The organism is Collimonas pratensis (assembly GCF_001584185.1).
Classification (GTDB): Bacteria; Pseudomonadota; Gammaproteobacteria; order Burkholderiales; family Burkholderiaceae_D; genus Collimonas; species Collimonas pratensis.
In genome coordinates, this window is the sequence record NZ_CP013234.1 from 3048474 (window position 1) to 3065390 (window position 16917).

Here is a 16917-nt window from a genome sequence, read left to right on the forward strand (position 1 = left end):
ATCCCCGCCTTTACGTAAACTACCGACATGCCCTCGCACGCCGCCCTCCCTGACGATATCGACGCCTTAAAAGCCATGATCCGCGAGCGCGACGACATGGTCGAAGCCCTGCGTGAAGAACTATCTGGCCGCAAGGTCGAGATCGAACAACTCAAATTGTTCATCGCCAAACTCAAACGCATGCAGTTCGGTCGTAAATCCGAGAAGCTCGATCGCCAGATCGAACAACTGGAATTAAAACTGGAAGATTTGCAGGCCGATGAGGAAGAGGCCGCTGTAGAGATGGAGCGTCGCGGGCGTGCCATACGTACCCGTCCGGAGCGCAAGCCATTGCCATCGCATCTGCCCCGCGAAGAGAAGGTTTACAGGCCCGACGCTGTCGCCTGCCCCGATTGTGGCGGTGAGCTGCGTCAGTTAGGCGAAAATGTATCAGAGCAACTGGAATTCATTCCCGCCAGCTTCAAGGTGATCCGCCATATTCGTCCCAAACTGGCTTGCGCCTGCTGCGATAGCATCGTGCAAGCTCCGGCGCCGAGCCGGCCCATCGAACGCGGCATGGCCGGTCCCGGCCTGCTGGCCCATGTTCTGGTATCGAAGTTTGCCGATCATTTGCCGTTGTACCGGCAATCTGTGATCTATGCCCGTGAGGGTGTGGAATTGAGCCGGTCGCTATTGGCCGACTGGGTCGGTGCCTCCAGCAATCTGCTGCGTCCTCTGGTCGATGCGGTACGCCACCACGTCATGGCCGGTCATAAACTGCATGCCGACGATACGCCGGTACCGGTACTGGCCCCGGGCAATGGCAAGACCAAGACGGGCCGATTGTGGACCTATGTGCGCGATGACAGGCCTTCCGGCGCAACGATCCCGCCGGCTGTCTGGTTCGCCTATACGCCGGACCGCAAAGGCATCCATGCGCAGACACATTTGATTCCCTTTGCCGGCATCCTGCAGGCTGATGCTTATGCCGGCTTCAACGCCGTCTATGAGACCGGTCGCATCCACGAAGCAGCTTGTTGGGCGCATGCCCGGCGCAAATTCTTCGATCTGCACGATGCGCGGCCGTCGGCAGTAACGGCCGAGGCCCTGCGCCGTATCGGAGAGTTGTACGTGATTGAAGCGGACATTCGGGGCCAGCCGCCCGATGAGCGCTTGTCGGTGCGCCGCGCAAGATCGCGTCCATTGCTGGATGACTTAGAGGCCTGGTTGCGAGCCATCCTGGGAACGCTATCGCGCAAATCCGATACGACGGCGGCGATCATGTATGCCCTGAACTTGTGGCCAGCGCTGACGCGCTATTGTGACGACGGAATCGTCGAGATTGATAATTCGGCTGCCGAACGTGCGCTGCGCGCAATTGCGATTGGACGACGCAACTACCTGTTTGCTGGAGCCGACAGCGGTGGGGAGCGGGCCGCAGCGATCTATACGCTGATCGGCACTGCCAAGTTAAACGGCATTGATCCCGAAGCGTATCTGCGTCATGTGCTCACGCACATCGCTGACCATCCGGTCAATCGAGTTGACGAATTCCTGCCTTGGAATGTCGCATCGATGCTGGCCGTCCCAGCGCATCTCGCTGTTTAAACTTCGCGATTGACGCACGGTTCTTTGCGTCGTCACACTGCTTTATAATTTCGGCATGAGCCTACCGACAAACTACTATAGTTTGCGTCTCGAACTGACGCGTATTGAGCCTTTGATCTGGCGCCGCTTGCTGGTGCCGACCACGATCACCTTGCCTAAACTACATCGCGCCATCCAGGGCGCCATGGGCTGGACCAATTCTCACTTGCATCAATTTCATATCGATGCTGAACAGTATGGCGAACCTGATCCGTATGGCGACATGACGCTGATCGACGAGAAGGGAATCAAGCTATCGTCCGTGCTTGCCGGGAACATACGCGAATTCGTCTACGAATACGATTTCGGCGACGATTGGCTGCACCGGGTGGTGGTGGAGAATGTGCAAGACGCAAATCCTGCATGGAAGGGTTCGCTTTGCGTGGCTGGTCAACGCGCTTGCCCCCCGGAGGACGTCGGCGGAATCCCTGGCTACGGTGAATTCGTCAACGCCATCGCTGATCCCAAACATGAGCAGCATATCGACATGTTGCGCTGGGTCGGCGGCGCATTCGATCCGGAAGGATTCGATATCAACTCCGCAAACTTGCGCATCCGGCGACTGAAGGGGTAATTCTCCTTCTTGAATACGTCAAGACGGTCGCGGAGCGACGCTTACCGGCAATAGCGACGACCGAAGTAAGTTTTGCCGCCTGAACGAGAAATCCGCTGTCGAAATCGTCATATACGAGAAGATGGCCTTAGCAGGGAGAACCTGTTAAAATTCGGCCCTGCCCAGTATCGCCGGTGATTTTTGGCGATACTTTTTTGCGGTTTTCATGCAAACCCGCAAACTTGCCCGAGTGGTGAAATCGGTAGACACAAGAGACTTAAAATCTCTCGCTCGTAAGGGTGTGCCGGTTCAAGTCCGGCCTCGGGCACCAATTCACGAAAGGCTCTCAGCAATGAGGGCCTTTTTTCATTATTTCCGCAATTAGGGATTTTTTCCGCAAATCAGGCTAGTCCGGCCGGGGGAAATTGAACCCGTATCTGATGGATTTAAAGGGTATTTCAGGAGAGACGTTATAGAGAAGCTTCGCCCACGCTTCCCCTAAAATACCCCCCAACTATCCTTGAACATCTCTCTAAATGCGGCTTGTATATTCACCTTAGCCTACTCTGTATTAACGTCACACTGAATACCATCGCTATTGTGCAACGTGGTGTCGGTCGGTGAGCGAACTAATTGTGCAGAAAGTTCAGGAGATGGATTTTTCTGCCCTCCTGAAATGTTCGTTGGTGAAAGTTTATTATTATATTTTTTGCACTTATGGCTCTCAGCCGCCTTTAAAAGGATTTTGCTCTTTGGTCCATTTACCACGTTATTATTGTTGGCATCAGTTTGACTCGTATCCCCTGGTGTCGCTGCTAGTTTTTTACGCTCGGTTAAAGGCAAGCGACTAAATGAATACTTATCGACTACTCCTTTTCCTGGATCGGAAGTCGTGGCCGTCACGTCCGCAGCAAATGAGGATAAAGTGATCAGAGCAGAGAAAGTAAAAAGTGGTAGAAAATACAATGAAGGGGTTTTCATAAAGTCCTCCAGGTTTAGATCAAGAATCAATATTATGGAAAATAACAAGCTAATTGCGACTTTAATCTTTTATGGCTTCATAAAGTATTGCACATAATCTACTGGTCGCATCTGCCGCTGATTGTCAATGCACTTATTGCCAGGCGGTTGTTTTATCGTTTCGTATTATGCTCGAGGCCTTTTCTTTCAGCAGGAAGCCAATTGTCGAACAAAGCGGCTTAAAAAATAATTCACGCAGGATCCAGCCTTTCCAATTTCCTACGGGACGACAATGCATTTGGTAAGCAATATCTTCGATAAACCAAGTGGCAAGTATTTGAGCGATTTTTGCAAAAATCGGATAACTCCGCATCAGACGTACGTAAGGCAAGCCCCACAAACGATAGCCGCGCATTGTGCGTTTCGAAAAATTTTCTTTACTATAAAGTACATCTGCACGCCAAAGATCCATGTCGATCGCACCAGTCCTGCACAGCTCAGTGCATATAGGCTTATTGGAATCCGCCCACAAATAGCTGATTTGTGTCTCTAAGAGTTTCATATAATTTCCTATATCGTCTATTGATAGTTTTTTACAACGAGGACTGCGTTACTTCCGCCAAATGCAAATGAATTTGACATGGCATACTCAAGACCATCTACCTGTAATCCCTGTCCTGGCACGTAATTTAGATCGCACACGCTATCGGCTCTCGACCAATGTGTGGTGGGCGGTACAATCTGTTTTTTTAGCGCAAGAATAGTGGCAATCATTTCTACGGCTCCGGTTGCACCCAATAAATGTCCGTGCGCGGATTTAGTACTACTGACTGGGATGCGATAAGCATGCTGACCGAGCATTTCCTTGATCATATTTGTTTCAATCACGTCGCCAATCATAGTTGCCGTTCCATGAGCATTGATATAACCAATTTTTTCCGGTTGAATATTTGCATCTGTCAAAGCGCGGTGAAACGCCAGTTTTTGTCCTTGTAAATCCGGCTTGGACAAAGACTTGGCATCGTTGCTTACCCCATAACCGACGATCTCAGCGATTGGTTGAGCCCCACGTTGCAAGGCATGCTCCAATGACTCAAGTACGAGCACTGCAGCGCCTTCCGCCAACGAAAAGCCATCTCGATCAGCGCTGAATGGGCGACAGCCAGTGCCTGGAGCGTCATTTGGCTCTTGGCATAACACTTTCATGTCTGTCCATGACTTAATAATGGCAGGAAGTAACAAAGCTTCTGCACCACCAGCTAGGGCAACATTTAGATAGCCGTCACTGATGCGGCGAAAAGCTTCGCCAATGGCCACGCTTGATGAGGAGCAGGCGCTAGAATAAGTTTGCGACTCACCTTGTATGCCATAACGCAAGCCAATATGCGATGCAGGTGCGTGTGTCATAGCTGCCAGCACGATTAGCATTTTTTTCTGTGGCGCCATCTTATAAAAATCGAAATAGCCCTCTTGCAAGGATTGTGCGCCTCCCATGCCGGTGCCAAAGAAGACACCGGAAGACTCACCGAGTGGCGTCTGCAACGTGCTGCCTGCGTGGGCTACAGCTTGTTTTGCGGCGATGATGGCCATTTGGCTGACGCGATCGAGCTGGCGGCTTTCCGACACGGAAAAATGTATTGACATGTCCACGTCGACGACGCCAAATCCTCGAGTGGCGCTCAATTCGTCGACCATGCGTATCCCCGTCGCGCCTGCGATCAGATTTGCGTAAAAATCGTCGACATTGTTTCCCAATGGGGTGACTGCACCCATTCCAGTAACCACCACTCTACGTGTAGCGTGCCTGCTCATTTCGATAATTTGCTTTTTTGCAAATCAGCTTCCTGTACGTTCGCGCTTTCCTGTTCAGTATCTCGCGCCACCGTGGTTGATAAATTGGTTGCTTCCAATTTCACCTGCTTGGATTCTATTTTTTTGTGGTACCGGATGTATTGCATTAGAAACGCTTCCGCGAGTTCGCTGATATTCGCAGGGAATGCATTCTTATCGACATCTTCAAAGTCCAGATCAAAACCATAGTGTTTTTCCACCAGTAGCTGAATTTCGACCATTGCCAGCGAATCAAATTGTTCTATCAAGGTATCAAAATTCTTCCCCGACAACACCAACTCGGGATTGATGCCCATGTATTCACCGACCAACGAAGCAATTTGGGCTTTTATCTCATCAAGTGTTAAGTCTTGCTTCATTTTTCAGTCTCGGCTCTATAGTCGTTCTAAACTACGATTAAACAACGAGTTGCTGCTTAGTTGTATTGCAAGGTGAAGCTGGCAGTGGAATTTGCATTACCTGGTTTCACATAGGGTTTTGTCTGTATGTATCGTGCGGAAAAATCCATAGTAATAGTATATTTTTTTTGACCTTTGGGCTGCGTTTTATACGTAGGTGATTCAAACTTTCCCAGTTGCACCGGCTGACCTTCCCCATGAAGCAACTGTATACCCACACCGCTTGCTGTAGAGTCATTGGATAGAGCTAAGGTCCCAGCAATCTTTGAACTGTCTTCTATTCCGTCAAATTGAATCTTTAAATTTGGAGGTTCAGCAGGGCAAGTTACCTTGAGATTAAAGGGCTTTTCTCCTTGGGAGTCTCCTATGCCAGTGAACTTGTTTGTCGCTAAGCTATTCAATGTCACCGCCTTGTTTTTCGAGTCAGCGTCTACGGTACAGCCGACGTTCTGAATAAAGCCACCGTTCTTAACATTTATCTGGAGTGCCTGGTAACCTGGTACGCGATCGCTGCCATACTCTCCCACCGAGAGTTCGCCGTAGCCAATGTTGTCGGCAGTCTTGATCAATTCAAATTTAAACTGTCCTGGTGGAAAGTACAATACGCCGCCCTTGGTTGTGCTTCCAGGGATTCCGAAAGTATTGCGCCATTCGGCAGGAGCGTTAGTTGTCCCGTCGGAGTAGGTTAGTCGATAACCGATTCCACGAATGTTGGTGGAGTAGACGTTAGGATAGCCCGCTACATTCGTCGAGCCAATCAGAGTAGGCTTAAAGGTCTCCATATCACCAACTTGACAACCCAAATAGTTCGTCTTGTTAATTAATGCTTGGTCAGGAGCATTTTGCGTAAATGTGGCGAGAACACTACCTACGGAAGCACTGGCAGCGCCTAATATAGTACCGATATTGATATCGAACTTGACGGAAGTCGAGCCATAGGGATTGCCTTTTAACCTGCACGCCGCCTGAGATTGCCCAGACATCAAAAGTAATCCCGCCATTCCTAAAAAAATATTCCATATGTTCATATGCACTCCCTGAATTTTTCTAGGCGAATATTCACTATGAGAACCTTCAATAATTATTGGTTGAGAGTCGCATTGACTTTCGGCACAGTTGTTGCCGAACCATGGGGAGCTGGTGGCGTAACGGGATAGCATTGACTTTCAATGAAACTGACAGCGTCTTTTCCCTTTACGCGTTCTGGCAATGTATATGCCATCTGACACCGTTGATCAATACCATCACCCCACTTCACAGTCAGCACCCCAGTGTTGGATACTTTCCGCACAAACGCTTTGCTACCCTGACCAACTACACCGACAGGTTGCTGCATCTCATTCAATACTTCTGCTGCGAAGGGCAATGGCTTACCGTCGCTTCGTAGCGCTTTGATGGTGACAGCACGGCTATTGTCGGTTTCAAATTTGTACATGATGACTGAACCCATGCGCGGTGCGATTGTCTTGCTAGTTTCCTTGAATTGAATATCATCGGACGAACCTTTAGGATCAATGTCGATCGTATTGTTTTGGTAAGGACGTAAATATGGTGCGACGGCATAACCGTGGCTATCGATCGTAATTCCGGTAGAGCTGCTGATGCTCGCGCCTTCGGCATCTGGCGCCTCGATGAGGCCGATAGCATCTCCAAGGGATTGCGCTAGCGATATACCACCCGGATGGGCTACGATACCGCCATTGGCGTTGAACGATACTTGGCCGCTATTACCAGATTGGCTAAAGCCCGCACTTAGATTTCCGCTGCGTGCTAGGTACCCGACATTCGCATTGAAATAATTGCTACTACCACTATCACCGCTGGTATGACTACTAGATACGCCATAACTGAGATTACGCTGCTCGCCGACGCTGCCATTCACGCCTACCTGCAGGTTGTTTCCGCCGTTAGAGCCGGTATTGTGAGTCATGAAGCTATTCATAGTTGGCGCATTAGAGTCGTAACCCAGTGGCATTGACAGCGACAGCATTATGCGATTTTCGCTGCGACCACTGTTGTAACCAGCGCCGTAAAATAAGTTTGCTTGTTGCTGCATTTGCATTTGCTCAGGCGTTAGCTGTACTGATTGCGAAACAATGCGCTGCGCCGAAAGACTCCAAGTTATTTTGCCAAAATTTGATCCGTAACCGGCTGAAAAAGATGTTTGGCGACCCAAATTTCTCCCCCAGTATTGAGTTGAGCTGCCGGAGATGAACATGGATCCTTTACCGATTTCTTGGCTAATGTTCCAATCGAAACGGCTTCGTTGGCGGTTAACTGCGCCGGTGTCCGCTCCACGCGAAGCCAGATTGCGTACACTGACCGCATCGTTCAGTCCTAGATATCCGCTACTGGAAAAGCGAGAGGCTCCGAGTGCAAAATTAGTGCCGATTTCAGAAATATTTTTATTGTAAGTAATCTGCAAACTTTGTCCCTGCAAAGTGCCGTAGCCTTGTATCTTCGTGCTTGATACTGCCGCGTCAATAGCTAGCGCACCAATAGGCATACTCACTGCGGTGCCGACTTTGGCCTGCCAATAGCCGGTCGAAGCAGTCAAACCGCCATATCCGGTAAGGAAATTATTGATGCCGCGTTGCAAACTGCCTTGCATCACCCAAGGCGTGGTGCCTCCAATGCCGCCGTATTGTCTGAGCTGGCCTAGCGCGACACTATATTTGATTGCTCCTTGACGAAGCAATTGCGGTATCGCGGAATATGGCACGGTGAACCGGCTTTGGCGACCGTCTGTTTCAATTACGGTCACGAGTAAATCGCCGCCGTAACCTGTCGGATAAAGATCATCGATGACGAACGGACCTGGTGCAACGGTGGTTTCATAGATTGTATAACCGCCTTGGCTTATGACGACGCGTGCATTGCTTGTAGCTGTGCCTCGTACCACCGGTGCATAGCCTTGCTGCGATTGCGAAGTTTGACGATCATCAGTCGTGAGTGTGATGCCGCGCAGTCGTATGCTATCCATGATGCGTCCGTCGGTAAAATTATCGCCTAATACCAGTTGCGATTTGAGTGCGCTGAAATCACGCTGCAAGTAGGTTGCCGTATTCTGATAGGCTGTGCGGCCGGTGACTGAGTTCCATGCCTGCGCACCTTGATGGCGCAAACGCCAGTCGCCTAAATTAACACCACCGTTCAATCCTAAAAAAGATTGTGAACCGCCGCCCCCGCTGGTGGAGACGGAAGAGGTAAAGTTATAGCTAAGTAGAGCGGCTGTGACGCCGCTATCGAGAAGTGCAGGATCCACATAGCCGCGAGCTGACCGGTTCATGTATATCTGCGGAATGGTTATCGTCAAAGTTTGCTCCCCCGCGTCAAAAGATACAGTTGCATCGGCTATCCAACTATTTAGGTTGCCACATATTGGATTTGCGGGGATTTGATGAGCAATCACTTCGGTTACGCTGCGAGTGCCGTCGCCGCGCGCTACTTTGTCCAAATCGACGCCAAACTTGGTGAGCATGGCGCGATCAAAGCATGGCATTGCACTTCCCTGATTCGATACTGAACTAAATTCGACGTCACTTAGACCTTGCCAGTTCTGATTTACGACGATACCAAGGCGATAGGTACCTGGCAATACGGTATTGGCTTTATCGAAACGAGATAAATCGGCTAGATCGCCCATGCCGAACGCGAACGAACCGCTATCAAATTTCACTGTGGCCGGTACTGACGGGTCGATAGGTGTGGCAACGGCAGTGCCTATTTGAAGCAACATGCCAGAGATAAACACGTCGAACAGGCGCGGCCTGAATGCAAAAAAGCCATTGCTTTTAGTGATCATGCAGACAGGTTTGACAAACGAAGAATGTAGCGATCGACTCATTATTGTGCAGGCCGTTTTATGGTTTTAGCGATGCAGTTAATGGAACAAACGCACCATAATCATCAACAATCGAAAATTCGACCTGCGCTCCATTTCCTAGGGCGGAGGGAGTATTTTTCAGCGAATATTGTTGAACGCCGTTTGGCTCAACCATGGTGTAGTCGTCGCTCTTGAACTTCTTATCAGCCAAGGCCAAGGCAACGCTTTGGAAGGAGATGTAGTACGGTGTCGGATTGTTTACCTGCAAGGCATACCCAACGCCGACCTTCACCAGACTCCACTCTAGCTTGCTGGGCGCATTCTCCGGTTTGATTGCCAGATTTTCTGGACGGAAAAATAGTTTAGTGCGAATGCGAAATGCAAACCGCAACTGACTGTCGCTTTCGTTTCCTACTTTAGGTGGAACTTCCAGCACATTAAGCCAGAATAAGGTTTCCTTATCGGTCGCTAGCGGCTCTTTGGTATACACCAAGCGCATTACTTGACTTTTACTCGATTCAACTCGAAACACTGGGGGTGTCAAAATGAAAGGTACGTTACTTTTCTCCGCACTGATTTTGTCATCCCCGTTGTCGATCCACGCCTGAACCAGACGAGGAAATTTTTCGTCCTCATTCGTCAATTTGATGCTTACCTCGCGCTGCTGTGCAGGGTACACAATACGTGTACCAGACATTACGATACCGGCCTTTGCAGCTAGCGAGACCGTCCCCACAAGTGTGAGCGTCAGCACGGTAAAGCACAATTTTAAGCAGCGCATTTTTCTTTCCTTGTAAAATCAGATTCAAAGCAGCAATTGTTTCACTCCTTGCAAATTCCGTCCGTGCCTAATGGCGCGGACGGATAATGGCAGAGCCGAAGGTGCCAATTGTTTTAGTGCTGCTCAATTCATATTCGATCAACTTTGCAGATTAGTTAAATGAGATCGAATACTGAACGTTTGTGTTGACAGTTCCTGGTGTAGCGACGCCGGTAGCGATGTACTGAGCCGTAAATGGCAATGTCGCAGTATTTTTGGCAATAACGACAGGTGTCGATGTTCTGTTGGTAAATAGATTGATTAGAGCATTACCCGCACTTGCGTCGGAAATTTGTACCTCTACATTGGCCGCTGTGCTATCGGACGTCAGTTTCAGATTGCCGCTGGCTGAGTTAATTAATGGACTAGTTGCTTCAAAGTGAACGGACGCTTTGGTTCCATCGGTACAGCCAGTATCCTCGGCACCACCAACAACGATATTGAATCCGGTAGATCCGGCGACAGCGCCTTTTGATGCCAGTGCCTTTGTCGAAAGTGGCGGCAACACAACTGTAAAATTGCCGCCAGTCGCACCAGCTTCACCACCATGGACGCCGCAAGTAACGGAAGTTAATTTCCCGCTAAATGTAATGGTGCCATCGGATGCCTGTGCAGCTCCTGCCGCACAAAATATGGCGAATAACGCAAATTGAAGTGTATTTTTTTTCATATTTAAACCCATTAAACTAAAGTGGCTTCCATTTGGAAGAAAGAGTGTGTAGAGATTCAATAACTTATTGAAGCAAATATAGGTCAGCTTTAGTTGCCTGTTTGACACTAATTAAGTGACAAAATTACCAGCCTCTTGTGGAAATTGACAATTTTTAAAACTTACATTTGTCGACTTAACATTGCTTAGCAGTCGTGTACTTTTAACATTGGGTTCGTTAAAAGTTATTAAGACTTAAATTGAAAAGGAATTTTTGGTTTGGCTGTTGATTTGCCGGCTGCACAATACCTACAAGGGTATAAAACTGGCGCTTCATCCAACTTGAGGGTAGCCATAAAACATTAGGAGCGTAGAGCCCTAGATAAATATGGTATCAAAAATCGATTTCTAATTTCTTTGAAACCATCCATTCAATAACTGATGAAATAGAAAATAGATGGGCTGCAAAGTTCGCATGGTGTACTGAACACCATGCGAATCGAGAGCATTGTAAATAAAAAAACATGTAAGCAAAAGTAACTTAATTTCACCTGAGTTGGTGACAATTATTTGCTTGTTGAGAAGTGAGGCCGGAGAGATGTAGAATTTTTGATATTTATTCTTATTGTAGGTGCGGGAAAGTTGCTACGTATCTTCTGTGGCAATGACACTATCGTTGCCGATGGGAAATCTACGGGTCCCATCAAGATCCTGAATCTACGACCTCTGTGAGTTCTGTCTTGCAGCTACTTCAGTTTAAATTATGGTGCGGATCTCGGATCGCTATTGCAAAATCTAGTGACAGCACATGTTGGGGTTACATATCAGGCAATATTTTCTCAATAAACGCTATGTATTTAATTATATCGATAGGTTCGGTAGTGGGTATCGTCGGTAGGATGCGCCAGCTAACGGATGTCGGCCAACTCGAAGGCATCTACAGTTGCATTAACGTCATGTAGAGGATAGCTTTTGTCTGCCGGGATAGTGCTTTCTTCTTCCTCAAAATCAATGCCGCCTATCCCGGCAATCCGTTAAGAGCCTTTTTAAAGCCTCCGGGGTGACTCTATATCGTAACGCCAGTTGTGCGATCTTTCGTTCGGCGCTAGTTCATTCGCCGCGCGTGCTGCTAAATCCACTGTTTATAATGCAGTGTCAACAGGCTGGCTCACGGCTAGACGGAAATTTGGCGGCAAGGAGTTGCGACGGAATGAAGCATTTGTATTTTGCCTCCAAACGGCAATCGTTTAATGGGATTATCTTCTAGCTTGCAATATACGGACTCGAAAAATCGCAGCACTTTTTTGCTAAATTAGAAACTCCTTCGAGCAGGGAATTGTTGTTTTCAAGGCGTCGAACTATCGAATATGCTGTTGGGGGAAGTTTGGGAAGTGAATCAAGGCATTCTACGATACGACTATCCAATAGATGAGTTATGAAATATTTGGGTAAAATTCCAACTCCCATTCCGGCCATTACCATTGCAATCAAAGAATGAAGATTTTCAGTCACTATTACATTTGATTGGGCCCCTGCTTGCTGCATTCGCCAATCCTTGATTTCGATGTCAGTTACTAGTTCTCCCTGTTCTTTTAACCAACTCCCAGCTACGGCTTCGAATCTTTCAACCATATAGCTGTGCAGTATAAGTTTGTGATTCCTTAGATCTCTGAGCTCCATATTGGAACTATCTGGAACGAGTCCACGTCGACATGCCCAGACCCCCTCTGAGTTTCCAATTGTGTGACTCGTTAGGCGCAAATCTAAGAATGGCACAGGGGAGACCACCATCTCAAATTTGTTTGTAAGAAGTCCGTCAAGTAATTCTCTGGGGTGAACTACTTGCACGTCTAAAGAGATGGAGGGGTACTCCTTGCGTATCTGAAACGTCCAGTTGGCGAGCCAAGTCATCGCTGTGAGATCGGTGACTCCTATCCTTAGACGGCCTATTAAGATCTCCTGGCTCGTCATTCTTTCCATGAGAGTCTCTTGCTTTCGCAGTAGCTCTTCGGCAAGTGCTCGCATTTCCTCGCCTTTTGGAGTCAAGAAAGCGGCACGCTTGGATCTATCAAAAAGCTCGACTCCTAGCATTTCTTCAACTTCTTGAATTCGCTTCGAAATAGCGGATCGAGTTGTATGTAGTTTCTCCGCAGCTGCATCAAATCCACCCAATTCAGCAGTCCAATACAGTGCTTGTATTTGCTTAAAAGTAATCAAAAAATTCGCCTTATTACAAAAAAATTGTGAGTTTCGTTCAAGTAATTCATTAGCTTCGCACGAAATCATTGGGATTTGTTTGTATCGCAGTGTAACTTTTTGTCACCTATTGTTGCGAAGTTAAGTCGCTTTTTTGGGTTCCGAGGGTTGTATAAAATCTATCAACATTTAACGTTTTCAAGATATTTGCGAATCAAAAAAAATGGATAGACATTTCAACTGTGTTCAGTTTAGTAATTTTTTGTTGCGTTTGGAATGCTTTCTGGAAATTATTTTTGAGGAAATTTCTTGTCCATGCAATTGAAGTTTGGTGCACCAATTGTTTTGGGTTTGTTTGTGGTGCGAGTTTGTTACGAATAGAAGAGCACAAATCTCAACTCTAACTCTCGTATGTATCCCCGCTGGGGTTTTGTTGGTGATCAAGAGGCGCAAAAGCTTTTTGACGCCATTTTTCTAGGCGCAAGTAATGAATAAAGTTTATCGCACGATTTTTAACAGGGCACTTAAATCCTGGGTAGCTGTTTCTGAAATTTCTGGTGCGCGGAGTAAGTGCAGTAGCTCCGTTGCGATAGCGGTTGTTGGTGTTTCATCTGTAGCTTTTACTCCAAATTATGCGTCCGCAAATGTGTCTCATGCATGTGAAACTCATCAGCAGAGTGGGCAAGGTATTAGCCGGTTTGTTGTCGGCGGCGCTGATTGTGTCTCCTATATCGAGGGAATTGGTTCGCAAGTAACGGAGTTAGATGCGAAGGTAACCAAGCAAGCTCCGACTCAAAGCGACAGTGGCTCGGTTAATGGTTTTGTATTTCGCAACATGACAGGCTCAATTGAAGGGCATACAGCGAGTGTTGGAACCGATGGCGATCTTGCAATTGGTGCCGCAGCGCGAGCAAAAGGAGAGGCTTTTTCTTCTAAAGGAAAAGATGGAGCATCTAATGTAAATAATGCGCCTGCGATCGCTATCGGGATGAATGCGTATGCCGATGGCCGTAGTGTGATTGCAATTGGATCTAGCTCAAATGCCAGCAGTGAGCATGCGATTGCAATTGGTAGAGTGAGCAATGCTAGCGAGGGCAAAGCCATTGCCATTGGCGATTATGCAAAAGCACAACATGCGAATAGCATTGCGTTGGGTAGTGGATCAAGAACTACGGTAGGTGCGCAGGACCATTATAAGCCTTACGGTTTCGAGTCCGTGCAAAGTACGAGAGGGGAACTGAACATTGGCAATCGTATAATTAGTGGGTTGGCAGCTGGATCTAAACTAGACGATGCTGTTAATGTGGCTCAACTCGACGCAGTCAAGCAGGAGTTATTGAAACAAATTACCTCTACGGATTTATCAACCCCTGGCTTAGAGAGCTCGTATCTTGATTCGCTATCGAAAGTGGGGGAAGCTCTAGATGTAATGCAAGGCTCTCTGAAGGAGAATGCAACTAAGGACGACCTGATTTCAGTGTCGACCGCGCTAAGCGAGGCGAAAACTGAGACAAAGTCACTGTCGACAATGTTTGGCAAAAATAAAGCCAAGGTGTTGTCACTATCGACCAGCTTGAGCAGCGCCAATGCAGGCGTGGCCATCCTGTCCACCGGTCTGAGCACGACGAAAGCTGGCGTGACGTCGCTCTCGGACGACGTGAAGGCGGCGAACGCTGACCTAAGGCAATTGAGAGTCCTTTTGAATGGAAATACTGACGCCACAATTAGCACAGTGTCTCGGGTGGAGGCGTTAAATACCGGCTTAAGCACGACGAAAATCGACGTTGCTTCGCTGACGACTGGTCTGAGTACTGCTAGCAGTGATGTGGCCGCCTTGTCGACCGGTTTAAGCACAACGAACAGTAAATTAGCGGACCTGTCCGATGATGTAGAGACTGTGAACGATATTGCAGAGACCCTGACTGATGAAGTATGGGCCCAGTCCGATCGCCTAGACGCGACGAAGGCTGGTGTGGCGTCTTTGGCGACGGATCTCAGCGCAACGAAAACCGGCGTTGCGACGCTGTCAACTAGTCTCAGCGCCGCCGGCACAGGCATGGCCACCTTGTCGACCGGTTTAAGCACAACGAGCAGTAATGTAGCGACCCTATCCAGTGACCTAGGCAAGACGAAGACTGGCGTGGCGACTTTGTCGACTGGTCTGAGTACCGCCACCAGTAACGTGGTCGCCTTGTCGACCAGTATGAGTACGACGAACACCACTGTATCGGCGCTGTCCACGGGGCTAGGCTCAACGAAAACCGACGTTGCTACGCTGTCGAGTGGTCTGAGTACCGCCAACACAGGCGTAGCCAACTTGTCGACGGGGCTGAGTACAACGAACAGTAATGTAGCGACCCTGTCCAGTGACCTAGGCAAGACGAAGACTGGCGTGGCGACTTTGTCGACTGGTCTGAGTACCGCCACCAGTAACGTGGTCGCCTTGTCGACCAGTATGAGTACGACGAACACCACTGTATCGGCGCTGTCCACGGGGCTAGGCTCAACGAAAACCGACGTTGCTGCGCTGTCGACTGGTCTGAGTACAGCCACCAGTAACGTGGTCGCCTTGTCGACTAGTATGAGCACGACGAACACCACTGTATCGGCGTTGTCCATGGATCTAGGCTCAACGAAAACCGACGTTGCTACGCTGTCGAGTGGTCTGAGTACCGCCAACACAGGCGTAGCCAACTTGTCGACGGGGCTGAGTACAACGAACAGTAATGTAGCGACCCTGTCCAGTGACCTAGGCAAGACGAAGACTGGCGTGGCGACCTTGTCGACGGGTCTGAGCGCAACGAAAACCGACGTTGCTGCATTGTCGGCTAAGATGCATGTACATAAGAGTGATATAGATAAAGAAATGGAGAAACATGCGGGGCAAATAAATATAAATGGGGACCAAATAAATAAAAATGGGGCCGTAATAAGCGAGGTTAGGGCTGCCGTCGATTCGTTGCAGGTCGATATGGAGTCGAGCCAAAGTGCTATTAAAACCTTGTCCACTGATATAAGCACGACGAAAACTGATGTGGCGATTTTGTCTACTGATCTAAGCGCAACAAACGGCATTGTAGCGATCCTATCTGCAGACCTGAACACTACAAGAACCGACGTGACTTCACTAGCAACGGTCTTGGAACCTTTGGTGGATGCATCTAATGCGGCGGCGCAAAACGGTGCAATGGTCGGCGCTACTATTTTAGGCGCGGCCAACAGCGACGGCACGGTGCAAACCCGCGGCACCAGCGGCAGTGCCATCAAGAACGTCAACGCGGCAACCTGCACCACGGCCACCGGCGTCGATGCCACTGCCAACGGCTTGTGCGCGCAAGCGACCAAGGATGGTGCCACCGCGCTGGGTTCAAATGCACAGGCGATTGACACCAACACCACCGCGGTCGGGTTCCGCGCCCTATCCTTGCAAGCTGGTTCGGTCGCCATCGGCAACGATGCCCAGGCCACCGGCGATCCAACCGTGGCCATCGGCCAGAGTTCGCGCGCCAGCGGTAACCAGGCGGTAGCAGTTGGCACGACCGCGCAGGCGACGGCGAACAACTCGACGGCGATCGGCAGCAACGCCCAGGCCACGGCGGATAACTCGGTAGCGGTTGGCGCCAACTCGGTGGCCAACCAGGCCAATACTCTGTCGGTCGGTTCCGCTGATAGCGAGCGGAGGATCACAAACGTGGCCTCGGGCATCAATCCAACTGACGCCATCAACGTGGCGCAGTTAAATAACTCAGTCGCCAGTTTAAATAATTCGATTCAGCAAGTTAGCAAGAAGGCTAACCAGGGTATTGCTGCGGCTACCGCAATAACGATGATCCCACAAATGCAGGACAACAAGAATTTTTCGGTTGGACTGGGTGTGGCGAATTATTCTGGGCAAGCTGCTGTTGCCGTTGCTATGCAGGGAAGGGTCAAAGATGCTTTGACCCTTAAGGTTGCTATAGGGGTTAGTGGGGCACAAGCTACTTACGGTGCGGGAGCAAATTACTCTTGGTAATTTTTAGGATGTCAGCCCGCCCTAAT

General features: G+C 49.0%; 12 protein-coding genes and 1 tRNA gene. 4 read left to right on the forward strand and 9 right to left on the reverse strand.

Going from position 1 to position 16917, the window contains the following annotated elements:
• Window positions 1-27: 27 nt before the first annotated feature.
• From tnpC to CPter91_RS13730, 3 genes are all read left to right on the forward strand, one after another.
• Window positions 28-1587, forward strand: coding sequence for an IS66 family transposase (tnpC, locus tag CPter91_RS13720; protein WP_061941209.1), 1560 nt, complete (start codon window positions 28-30; stop codon window positions 1585-1587).
• 55 nt (window positions 1588-1642) lie between these two features.
• Window positions 1643-2200: a plasmid pRiA4b ORF-3 family protein gene (locus CPter91_RS13725; RefSeq protein ID WP_061941211.1), complete on the forward strand. Its 558-nt coding sequence runs from the start codon at window positions 1643-1645 to the stop codon at window positions 2198-2200.
• A gap of 223 nt (window positions 2201-2423) precedes the next feature.
• Window positions 2424-2510, forward strand: a tRNA-Leu gene (locus tag CPter91_RS13730).
• Between the two features lie 230 nt (window positions 2511-2740).
• Here the strand turns inward: CPter91_RS13730 and CPter91_RS26520 are convergent.
• The 9 genes from CPter91_RS26520 to CPter91_RS13765 all read right to left on the reverse strand — a co-directional run bounded on the left by CPter91_RS26520 (window position 2741) and on the right by CPter91_RS13765 (window position 12969).
• On the reverse strand, window positions 2741-3160 hold the full coding sequence (locus tag CPter91_RS26520; RefSeq protein WP_150119693.1) for a hypothetical protein: 420 nt from the start codon (window positions 3158-3160) through the stop codon (window positions 2741-2743).
• Between the two features lie 133 nt (window positions 3161-3293).
• A complete protein-coding gene (locus CPter91_RS13735) occupies window positions 3294-3701 on the reverse strand; it encodes a hypothetical protein (RefSeq protein WP_061941213.1) in 408 nt (135 codons plus the stop codon).
• 17 nt (window positions 3702-3718) lie between these two features.
• A complete protein-coding gene (locus tag CPter91_RS13740; RefSeq protein ID WP_061941215.1) occupies window positions 3719-4951 on the reverse strand; it encodes a beta-ketoacyl-[acyl-carrier-protein] synthase family protein in 1233 nt (410 codons plus the stop codon).
• Entirely contained in the window at window positions 4948-5349 is a 402-nt protein-coding gene (locus CPter91_RS13745; RefSeq protein ID WP_061941217.1) for an acyl carrier protein, read from the reverse strand. The genes CPter91_RS13740 and CPter91_RS13745 overlap by 4 nt, the downstream gene beginning before the upstream one ends.
• Window positions 5350-5405: 56 nt before the next feature.
• A complete protein-coding gene (locus CPter91_RS13750) occupies window positions 5406-6416 on the reverse strand; it encodes a fimbrial protein (protein WP_167595169.1) in 1011 nt (336 codons plus the stop codon).
• 53 nt (window positions 6417-6469) lie between these two features.
• On the reverse strand, window positions 6470-9193 hold the full coding sequence (locus CPter91_RS13755; RefSeq protein ID WP_061941221.1) for a fimbria/pilus outer membrane usher protein: 2724 nt from the start codon (window positions 9191-9193) through the stop codon (window positions 6470-6472).
• 58 nt (window positions 9194-9251) lie between these two features.
• Window positions 9252-9995: a fimbrial biogenesis chaperone gene (locus CPter91_RS13760; RefSeq protein WP_061941223.1), complete on the reverse strand. Its 744-nt coding sequence runs from the start codon at window positions 9993-9995 to the stop codon at window positions 9252-9254.
• Window positions 9996-10146: 151 nt separating this feature from the next.
• Window positions 10147-10704 carry a fimbrial protein gene (locus CPter91_RS25725; protein WP_099047200.1) on the reverse strand — a complete coding sequence of 186 codons (558 nt, stop codon included), beginning with the start codon at window positions 10702-10704 and terminating at the stop codon, window positions 10147-10149.
• Window positions 10705-11946: 1242 nt separating this feature from the next.
• On the reverse strand, window positions 11947-12969 hold the full coding sequence (locus CPter91_RS13765; protein WP_082792834.1) for a LysR family transcriptional regulator: 1023 nt from the start codon (window positions 12967-12969) through the stop codon (window positions 11947-11949).
• Window positions 12970-13366: 397 nt separating this feature from the next.
• On the opposite strand from CPter91_RS13765, the gene CPter91_RS25730 reads away from it, so the two are divergent.
• Window positions 13367-16891: a YadA-like family protein gene (locus CPter91_RS25730; RefSeq protein ID WP_082792835.1), complete on the forward strand. Its 3525-nt coding sequence runs from the start codon at window positions 13367-13369 to the stop codon at window positions 16889-16891.
• Window positions 16892-16917: the final 26 nt, after the last annotated feature.

What these genes read in the sequence shown, in the direction of transcription:
- CPter91_RS25725 (WP_099047200.1), bottom strand. Translation starts at nt 10,704, where the DNA reads ATGAAAAAAAATACACTTCAATTTGCGTTATTCGCCATATTTTGTGCG.
- CPter91_RS13745 (WP_061941217.1), bottom strand. Translation starts at nt 5,349, where the DNA reads ATGAAGCAAGACTTAACACTTGATGAGATAAAAGCCCAAATTGCTTCG.
- CPter91_RS13755 (WP_061941221.1), bottom strand. Translation starts at nt 9,193, where the DNA reads ATGATCACTAAAAGCAATGGCTTTTTTGCATTCAGGCCGCGCCTGTTC.
- CPter91_RS26520 (WP_150119693.1), bottom strand. Translation starts at nt 3,160, where the DNA reads ATGAAAACCCCTTCATTGTATTTTCTACCACTTTTTACTTTCTCTGCT.
- CPter91_RS13740 (WP_061941215.1), bottom strand. Translation starts at nt 4,951, where the DNA reads ATGAGCAGGCACGCTACACGTAGAGTGGTGGTTACTGGAATGGGTGCA.
- CPter91_RS13760 (WP_061941223.1), bottom strand. Translation starts at nt 9,995, where the DNA reads ATGCGCTGCTTAAAATTGTGCTTTACCGTGCTGACGCTCACACTTGTG.
- tnpC (WP_061941209.1), top strand. Translation starts at nt 28, where the DNA reads ATGCCCTCGCACGCCGCCCTCCCTGACGATATCGACGCCTTAAAAGCC.
- CPter91_RS13735 (WP_061941213.1), bottom strand. Translation starts at nt 3,701, where the DNA reads ATGAAACTCTTAGAGACACAAATCAGCTATTTGTGGGCGGATTCCAAT.
- CPter91_RS13750 (WP_167595169.1), bottom strand. Translation starts at nt 6,416, where the DNA reads ATGAACATATGGAATATTTTTTTAGGAATGGCGGGATTACTTTTGATG.
- CPter91_RS25730 (WP_082792835.1), top strand. Translation starts at nt 13,367, where the DNA reads ATGAATAAAGTTTATCGCACGATTTTTAACAGGGCACTTAAATCCTGG.
- CPter91_RS13765 (WP_082792834.1), bottom strand. Translation starts at nt 12,969, where the DNA reads ATGATTTCGTGCGAAGCTAATGAATTACTTGAACGAAACTCACAATTT.
- CPter91_RS13725 (WP_061941211.1), top strand. Translation starts at nt 1,643, where the DNA reads ATGAGCCTACCGACAAACTACTATAGTTTGCGTCTCGAACTGACGCGT.